The 5,920-nt window shown below is 64.3% G+C and carries 8 protein-coding genes; 1 reads left to right on the top strand and 7 read right to left on the bottom strand.

The window, feature by feature from the left end:
• Positions 1 to 236: 236 nt before the first annotated feature.
• Together EYB53_RS24185 and EYB53_RS24180 are read right to left on the bottom strand one after the other, a co-directional pair.
• Positions 237 to 965, bottom strand: a complete 729-nt coding sequence (locus EYB53_RS24185; RefSeq protein ID WP_135481977.1) for a class I SAM-dependent DNA methyltransferase — start codon at positions 963 to 965, stop codon at positions 237 to 239.
• A 115-nt stretch (positions 966 to 1,080) separates the two neighbouring features.
• On the bottom strand, positions 1,081 to 1,344 hold the full coding sequence (locus tag EYB53_RS24180; RefSeq protein WP_254151229.1) for a tyrosine-type recombinase/integrase: 264 nt from the start codon (positions 1,342 to 1,344) through the stop codon (positions 1,081 to 1,083).
• Positions 1,345 to 1,409: 65 nt separating this feature from the next.
• On the opposite strand from EYB53_RS24180, the gene EYB53_RS24175 reads away from it, so the two are divergent.
• Positions 1,410 to 1,781 carry an ATP-binding protein gene (locus tag EYB53_RS24175; RefSeq protein ID WP_135481973.1) on the top strand — a complete coding sequence of 124 codons (372 nt, stop codon included), beginning with the start codon at positions 1,410 to 1,412 and terminating at the stop codon, positions 1,779 to 1,781.
• Positions 1,782 to 1,964: 183 nt separating this feature from the next.
• Here the strand turns inward: EYB53_RS24175 and EYB53_RS24170 are convergent, their stop codons facing one another.
• The 5 genes from EYB53_RS24170 to EYB53_RS24150 form a co-directional block, all read right to left on the bottom strand.
• Positions 1,965 to 2,255, bottom strand: coding sequence for a nucleotidyltransferase family protein (locus EYB53_RS24170; protein WP_135481970.1), 291 nt, complete (start codon positions 2,253 to 2,255; stop codon positions 1,965 to 1,967).
• A 251-nt stretch (positions 2,256 to 2,506) separates the two neighbouring features.
• A complete protein-coding gene (locus EYB53_RS24165; RefSeq protein WP_135481981.1) occupies positions 2,507 to 3,481 on the bottom strand; it encodes an NAD(P)-dependent alcohol dehydrogenase in 975 nt (324 codons plus the stop codon).
• 410 nt (positions 3,482 to 3,891) lie between these two features.
• The gene (locus EYB53_RS24160) at positions 3,892 to 4,386 is read right to left on the bottom strand and encodes a DUF6326 family protein (protein ID WP_205712753.1); all 495 of its coding nucleotides are present in this window, start codon (positions 4,384 to 4,386) and stop codon (positions 3,892 to 3,894) included.
• Between the two features lie 85 nt (positions 4,387 to 4,471).
• Positions 4,472 to 5,170: a hypothetical protein gene (locus EYB53_RS24155; protein WP_135481968.1), complete on the bottom strand. Its 699-nt coding sequence runs from the start codon at positions 5,168 to 5,170 to the stop codon at positions 4,472 to 4,474.
• 195 nt (positions 5,171 to 5,365) lie between these two features.
• Positions 5,366 to 5,629, bottom strand: a complete 264-nt coding sequence (locus EYB53_RS24150) for a DUF8691 family protein (RefSeq protein ID WP_135481966.1) — start codon at positions 5,627 to 5,629, stop codon at positions 5,366 to 5,368.
• Between the last annotated feature and the right edge of the window lie 291 nt (positions 5,630 to 5,920).

Below are 5,920 nucleotides of genomic sequence, written 5' to 3'. Positions count from 1 at the left end.
CATGCAACGGGTTTTTGGGAGCATGGTGTCCAAAGGTAGTCTAGCACATAGGGGAGGGGATTGTCGCCGGGCACGAGGAGCAGGTCAATGCCGTGACTGGTGCGGCCTGGGACGCCTGGGTGGAGCTCAACGAGCGCCTTGGGCGCGATCCGGCTCTCATTGGGGCCGCCGATCATCTGCTCTATCTCGGGAACAAACCGGTCCGGTAAAAACGCCCCCTTCCCCCTTTGCGTGCGTTATCCTCGGCGGGCGCGGACGCAGATGAACGCGGGTCGGCGGAGCAGCACAGCGTACTTCGCTGGATCACGGGCGGCGAAGGCTTCTGTCGGTCGGGGTTCGAGCAACTGGTCGAGGACAAAGCCGGCGGCCAGAAGCGGGGTGAGCATGGCCTGAAGCGGTCGGCGGTAGTGGGGCACCGCGACCTTCACCCCCTCCTCGGGGAAAGTGAAGGTGACCGTGACTGGCTCGATGTCGAAGTAGCAGCCTTCGGGGTGCAGCCGGTAGAAGTCGTCGGCGGGGTGGACGACCGAGAAGGCCAGGATCCCGCCTGGCCGCAGCACGCGTGTCAGTTCATGGAAGAGTGGCGCCCAGTCGGGTACGTAGTCGAGCGCCAGGGCGCTGATCACCAGGTCGAATGACGCATCGGCGAGCATCGTGAGGGGCTGCGCCAGATCGGCCTCCAGGATCGTCGCACGTCCGCCGAGCCGGGCCTGGGCGAGCGCCACCATCCGGGGGCTGACGTCGAGGCCAACGACCATCGCGCCCTGGGCGACGAGCCATGCCGCATAGAGGCCCGGCCCACAGCCGGCGTCGAGCACGTGCAATCCGGCGACCGGCGGCAGCAGGCCGAGCAGCGCGGGGCGGTCGTAGTGGGCATTGTACAGGCCGTCCTCAGCGTGGCGGGCGAACGCGTCGGCGAGCTGATCATAAGTAGCGCGAGCAAGCGGCGGGTCATTGTCATGCATAGGGAAACCTCCTGGGGCGATCATACCACTGACCGCCGCCCATCGGCTCAGTCAAAAGTCTCACCCTGTGCTCAGGCGCGATCATGGTCGCGGCTCGATGACGTTGTCAGCCCGCCTACGACGACGCAGTAGGGTCGTCCGGTTGCCGCCGCAGCAACGCATCGAGCTTCTGAACCGCATCCTGCTGCGTTTCAGGCATCACGTGACCATAGGTGTTCATCGTGATGCTGATCTGGCTATGGCCGAGAATCTCCATCACCACGCGCGGATGCACCCCCTGCGCAATGAGGAAGGTCGCGCACGAGTGACGCAGGTCGTGGAAGCGGATCGTTGCGGGCAGGCCAAGCTTCGTCAAGACGCTCTTAAAATGGCGGAGCAGGTTGCGTCCGCTGATCGGCGTCCCGACCTCGGAGGGGAAGACCAGGCCGTGATCGCGCCAACGCCGTGCTCGCTCGGGGCACCCAGGTGTTGTTCACCGTCGTGCCCGACCTGCTCGATCACCTGCGGGCAACCTATGGGCCACACAGTGAAGTCGGCTACGACGAGCACGTCGAGTTGGTGCGAACCGTGCCGCTGTTGGTCCTCGACGACCTCGGCACCGAGAGTGCCACGGCCTGGGCGCGCGAGAAGCTCTACCAGATCGTCAATCACCGTTACAACCTGGCATTGCCGACGATCATCACGAGCAATCGGGCGCTGGAACACCTTGATCAACGCATCGTCTCGCGGATGCATCAGCACGCCTTCGCCGGCGAGATCCTGCGCATCGCGGCGGCAGACTATCGCCGTGCCGGGCGCGACGAGCGCCCGGCATGAACCGCTGCGCCGCAGCCAGCATTGCTCGTTGCGGCGCACATCCACGGAGCATATCGGCCTACGGCTGAGCGTCCAACAACGCACGCACCGCCTGTTTCAGGGGAGGAATATCTTGATGAATCACGATCCAGATCTGTTCGAGGTCAATGCTCAGGTAGACATGCAGGTCGATGGTGTCATCGCTCAGAACGGACGCGCTTCCTGGAGCACGCGCTCGCGGATGGCCGGGTGCAGTGCCCGCTCGGTCACCACATCGACCCGTCGCCCGAGGAGGTGCGCAAGATCGAGGATCAGTCCGGCGGGGAACCAGGCACTCGTGGCCGGGCCCGTCTCAACCAGCACGTCGATGTCGCTCTCAGGGGTTGCTTCGCCACGCGCCATCGAACCAAAGACGCGCACACGGGTCACGCCGTGGCGCTCGGCAATCTGGCTCATCGCGTCACGCTGCACGTGCAGCAGATCCTGTTCGTCCATCGCACGCACCTCCCGTTCAATGCGACCGTCGTTCAATGATAGCGCAGTTGGGCACGCATGGGGCCAACGCGCACGACGTGGTCAGCCATTCATCCTCTCCGTATTCCAGACCAACCTGTATGCCGACCCTCCTCGTGGTGCAGGCGGACGAGGACCGCGTCTGTCTTCTCGACAAGCACTGCACGCAGTTCAGCGGCAGTGCGGTGGCGTAGCAGCTGTGTCGATTGGCCGGCCCACATTGCTCAGTGCTTTCATTGGTCGGCCTGCTCCATCGTGATAACGATCTTGCCGCGGGCGTGGCCGGTTGCGAGGTAGCGCATCGCCTCGGGAAGCTCGCCAAGCGGGTAACAGCGGTCGATGACCGGCACAACCACGCCGCTGTCGAGCAACTGACCCACGAACAGCAGATCGTCCCGACTAGGGCGCGCAATCAGGCTGCGCACCGTGATGCTGTGGGCGAGCGACACCACCGACCCGAGCAGCGTCGCCCGCAGGATCGTCCCCACGTCGCCGCCGACCACCACGAGGCGGCCCCGGGGGCTGAGGGCGCGCCGGTACTGTGCGAGCGGGTGCCGGCCGTTCACGACCAGGATCAGGTCGTAGCGCCGGCCATCCCGCGTAAAGTCTTCCTGGGTATAGTCGATGACGTGCTCGGCCCCGAGTGTGCGTGCCTGCTCCACGTGGCGGGCACTGCACACCGCCGTCACGTGGGCGCCCATGGTCTTCGCCAGCTGCACGGCGAACGTGCCGACGCCACCCGACGCACCGTGGATGAGCACGCGCGCTCCCCCCGCGATCGGCCCGGCCGCCCGCATCCCCTGCAGCGCGGTGACCGCCGCCATCGGCACGGCCGCCGCCTGCGCGAAGCTGAGGCTCGCCGGCTTCGGCGCGAGCGCCTCCGCGCGGACACAGACGTACTCGGCGAACCCGCCGAAGCCATAGGCGGCGAGGTCGCCATATACCGCGTCGCCCGGCTGGAATTGTGTCACTCCGCCACCGACCGTGATCACTCGCCCGGCGATGTCGGCGCCGAGGGTCGGGCGCTTCGGCCGGCGCAGCCCCGATGAGAGGCGTGCGACCCACGGCTTACCGCGCAGGAGGTAGAGGTCGGCTTGATTGAGTGACGCGGCGTGGATCTGCACCAGTACCTCGCCGGCTTTAGGTACGGGCCTGGTGAACGTCGTCAACTGGAGCACGTCGGGTGCGCCATATGTCTGATAGGTCATCGCTTGCACTGGTGATCGCTCCTCATTGTGGCCTGCGGTTCGTCGGGGCAGGCATGCCCGGTAATGTCTATTGTTGAACCGCACCAGGGCACCCGCAAGGGGTGCCCCTACACTCCTCATTGTGGCCTGCGGTTCGTCGGGGCAGGCATGCCCGGTAATGTCTATTGTTGAACCGCACCAGGGCACCCGCAAGGGGTGCCCGTACACCGGGCCCTGTAGGGGCACCCCTTGCGGGTGCCCCGTGGTTGCTGGGTGCCCCGTGGTTGCTGGGTGCCCCGTGGTTGCTGGGTGCCGCCGTTTGCGACGCTGGTTGCATGCAAATACTGCCAAATAGAGCGTATTTTTGTATCCGGTTTCGTATGATGCGATCGCCCTGGGTCAGACCAGCGGTGCGGATCGAAGCCATGGGCCTACCGTCCCATCTGGATCTGCGACCGGTTGGGTTCGACGAGGTCTGTCATCGCCGGTGAGGCCACGCGGGGCCAGGTCCAGGCGGCGCGCAGGATGAAGGCCAGGAGCAGCACCTCGAGTCCGATGGAGAGGCCGTAGAAGTAGGAGTAGGTCCAGGACTCGCCGACCGCGTTGTACATCGAGAAGGGGATGTAGAGAGTTGCTACGACGAGGTTGATGATGCGGTTGACACGGGCGGGCAGTGTCGTGGAGAGCAGGATCATGAGGGTCGGGATGGCTAAGGCCGTGAGCGCAATGGCGACAAAGGCTGGGCCGATGTCGAACTCATGGACGACGCCGGCCAGGATGTCGTCGACGACGCCGGGCTTGTACAGCCCGAGGTAGTCGACATAGAGGTAGAGGAACATGAAGCTGGTCCATGCTGCTGCGAGCTTCGCCTGAACCGGGACCTGCCGGTTCTCTAGGATGGTCATCGGCTTTTTGATCGAATTCATTGTTAGTCCTTGCTTTGAATAATGTAGGAACGTGTTGTGAAGAGTCCTACTCTTTTGCTTCAACGAGCGCCACCATAGAGCGACGTCAGCCCTGTCCACGGATGAGCCGTAGGCCGGTGACAACGAGCCAGACGAGCCACAAAAAATAGCCCAGAACCCCGACGAATATCAGTGGCGACCCATCCGCGATGGCGAGGTTTCCGGCGCCGGCCAAGATGAGCAAGCTGCCGCCCGCCATGCCGAGCAGCCGCTGCCACGGTCGTGTTAAACCGCTGGCGTGGGTGGCCAACGCCGCGCCGATGAAGGTCGCCCCGAGCGCGGGCAGCGCGAGCGCGAAGATCGCGGCATGGAGCTGCCACATCAACGCGAAGGCAGGGTTCGGCTCGGCCAGGTTGCTTGCGGCGAGCACAACCACGATCTGCGTGGCAATGAAGAGGGCGAATAACGTCGAGCAAGCCGCTCCGGCTGCCACCGCGAGCCGCGACCAGTCCTCCCCTGCGCCGCCCCGGCGCTGCACGAGCCCGTGCAGCGCCGTGACGAACAACAGGAGCAGCACCATGTTCACAGTCTCCAGACCCGAAATGATGGCAAAGGCGCCCCGGTTCTCGGCGTGGTAGGTAAGCACCACACCAAGCGGATCGCTGTAGGCAGGCGCTCCAGTGCCCCCAAACACCGCGTTCTGAACGAACACCGACACGGCTAAGGCGACCGCGGCGACGCCGACGATTCGCGTCGTGGAGATCCGGCTCCCCGCAGCCACTGCTGGTGTCGCTGCCTCGCTCATGCGAGTTCCTCCGATCGCTGACGTGGTGTCTCTGCTCACCTGCGCCACGTTCCGTACATCATTCATGTTTGTTCTCATTTCTTGAACGATATTGCTACGTTTCATTGCATTGAACTTGGATACAACATCGAGTTCGGCTTTTTTATTGCCCCCATCTTGTTTCCTTTCTCCGGTGCTGGCCTCGATTGCCTGTTTTCAATCTGGCTCGTCTATCTGGTCGGTTTGGGCGGGCGTGACTGAGATGAGTGGTAGGCCGAGATCGCGCACCTTGCGTAGCAGCCCGTACAGCGCGGACTGATCGGCAACCACGCCGGTGATCAGCGTCTCGCCGTTTGCGGTCTGCGTGACCGTCATCCCGTCGAACCAGGTGCGCCAGTCCGCGCTCAGCTGGCCCTTCACCGTGATCTGGTAGACAGCCGACTCGCCATGGGTTGCCCTGAGAGGTTGGTGTTGCTCCATATTCGCACTCCTGCGCGGCAGGTCCCGCATGGTGCGGGGCCAGCGTCCGATGATGCTCAACGCTCCATCGCAGCCCACGCGCTCGAACATCTCCACGATAGCACCCGACGGCACGCATGGCGTACCACCGCGGTGGTATTTGAGGGGGTAGGTATGCACAACGCGCTATGGCTGCGTACAACGGGCAACGGCGCACTGCACCGTGGCTATGGCTCGCAGTCCGCTGGCGTGGGGAAAACCGTGCAGGTGCGGAGCCCGCAATGTCTCCCCGAACGACGTGAGGGGTCTTCC

This window comes from Candidatus Chloroploca mongolica (assembly GCF_004762035.2).
Lineage (GTDB): Bacteria > Chloroflexota > Chloroflexia > Chloroflexales > Chloroflexaceae > Chloroploca > Chloroploca mongolica.
The sequence above is the reverse complement of the archived record's forward strand: the minus strand, read 5'-3'. Positions and strand labels throughout refer to the sequence as shown.

Coding starts and splice junctions, on each gene's coding strand:
- EYB53_RS24185 (WP_135481977.1), bottom strand. CDS start 965: ATGCATGACAATGACCCGCCGCTTGCTCGCGCTACTTATGATCAGCTC.
- EYB53_RS24170 (WP_135481970.1), bottom strand. CDS start 2,255: ATGGACGAACAGGATCTGCTGCACGTGCAGCGTGACGCGATGAGCCAG.
- EYB53_RS24165 (WP_135481981.1), bottom strand. CDS start 3,481: ATGACCTATCAGACATATGGCGCACCCGACGTGCTCCAGTTGACGACG.
- EYB53_RS24160 (WP_205712753.1), bottom strand. CDS start 4,386: ATGAATTCGATCAAAAAGCCGATGACCATCCTAGAGAACCGGCAGGTC.
- EYB53_RS24155 (WP_135481968.1), bottom strand. CDS start 5,170: ATGAGCGAGGCAGCGACACCAGCAGTGGCTGCGGGGAGCCGGATCTCC.
- EYB53_RS24150 (WP_135481966.1), bottom strand. CDS start 5,629: ATGGAGCAACACCAACCTCTCAGGGCAACCCATGGCGAGTCGGCTGTC.